This window comes from Streptomyces gelaticus, from assembly GCF_014649535.1.
In the GTDB taxonomy this organism is placed as follows: Bacteria; Actinomycetota; Actinomycetes; order Streptomycetales; family Streptomycetaceae; genus Streptomyces; species Streptomyces gelaticus.
Genome location: NZ_BMTF01000076.1, coordinates 1 through 1,616, shown reverse-complemented (window position 1 = coordinate 1,616; position 1,616 = coordinate 1). Strand labels below are relative to the sequence as shown.

General features: G+C 66.5%; 2 protein-coding genes. One reads left to right on the top strand and one right to left on the bottom strand.

Translation table 11 applies throughout. The features are described from left to right. Positions 1-159: 159 nt before the first annotated feature. Positions 160-387, bottom strand: a complete 228-nt coding sequence (locus IE107_RS34375) for a hypothetical protein (RefSeq protein ID WP_189548261.1) — start codon at positions 385-387, stop codon at positions 160-162. A 447-nt stretch (positions 388-834) separates the two neighbouring features. Between IE107_RS34375 and IE107_RS34370 the strand changes: the two genes are divergently transcribed. Then, positions 835-1,616: ice-binding family protein (locus IE107_RS34370; RefSeq protein WP_229867483.1), on the top strand; the 782-nt coding region annotated here is incomplete at its 3' end.

Below are 1,616 nucleotides of genomic sequence, written 5' to 3'. Positions count from 1 at the left end.
GCCGCATGACCCCACCACACCCAAACCACCCCAAACCCAACAGGGGCGCCTTGACGAAAGACATAGAGGCACCCCCCCGCTACGCGCAGGGCATGATGGGGTGGCGACGCTGGTTCTCACGCTGCGCAGGCGGTGACCCGGGCCGGGGCGGCCCGGGGTTCACACCGAGGCGCGCCTGAAGCGCCTGGCGGGCGGCACCCCACACAGGGTGCCGCCCACCAGGCGTAGGTGGCGCAGGTGCCAGCTGACCTGGAGGGTCAGGTTCTTCGGCCAGTCGGCCCGGTCGAGGCGGTAGAACAGGTCCTTGAGATCGGCGGGCGTGATCTTGATGTAGCCCCAGGACTTGTAGTCGATGTCGCCGTCCCACCGGTAGTAGTCGTCGTCCATGAGCGGGACGGCGGGGCCGCACTCGCGGTCGTCCGCTCGTCGAAGGGGCTGAGTCGGTCGGCCGGGGCGCTGGGCCGGAGGTGTTACGCGCGACCGCTGGTGGCGTGACGGTGCGACAGGTGATGGGCACTCACCCTCGCGCCTCCTGGCTTTATTGCCATCTTATGTTCACATGGGTCCGCACGTAGTGAACCTTGCGTGATGATTCGTCGCTTTGTGTTCGCTGCGGTTCTGCGGTCTCCCGCTCCAGCGGACTCGGTGCTCAGGCGGGCGTTCGTCACCTGATGTGCAGCGGCTGCAGGTCGGCAGACGCAATTCACCCCGAAACAGGAAGGACCACCTTCAATGGCTGTGGCTGCCGCTCCATCTGCCTTCTCGGAAGACGGGCGCAAGCGAGTCCGACGCAGGCGTATCTGGCGCAGGGCGTCCTTCGCTGTGCTGTCTGGTGTGACTCTGCTGAGCACGACCACGTTCTTCACCACCGCCGTGTATGCAGCGGAGGCTCCGGTGGGACTGGGGACGGGCATCAGTTACGCCGTGCTGGCCGGCTCAACGGTCACCAACACGGTCACTCCCACCGTTCTCAACGGAGACCTCGGGCTCAGCCCGGGGAGTTCTGTGACGAACTTCCCGCCCGGTCTCGTCTTCGGCGCTCAGAACGTAGCCAACGGTCCCGCTCTCACGGCGAAGAACGACCTGGGCATCGCCTACAACGACGCGGCGGGTCGGACTCCGACAGGGGATGTGACGGGCGTCGACCTCGGAGGACAGACATTTACGACTGGCGTCTACAACTCCACAAGCTCAATTGCCCTCACTGGGACCGTCACCCTCGACGGAGAGGGGAACTCCGGCGCCGTCTTCATCTTCCAGGCGGCATCGACCTTGATCACAAGCTCGGCGAGCAGCGTCAGACTTGTCAATGGGGCTCAGGCCTGCAACGTGTTCTGGCAGGTGGGCAGCTCCGCCACGATCGGGACGTTCTCCAATTTCAAGGGCAGCATCCTGGCCTCGGAGTCCATCACAGTACAGAACGGCACGGAGATCCTGGGCCGGGCCCTGGCGCGTACTAGCGCGGTCACCCTGGACAACAACGCCATCACCGTGCCGTCCTGCGTCGGGGCGCCCGGGCCGACCGGGCCGACCGGGCCGACTGGTCCGACGGGCGGCACTGGTCCGACGGGCGGTACCGGACCCACTGGTCCGACGGGCGGCACTGGTCCGACGGG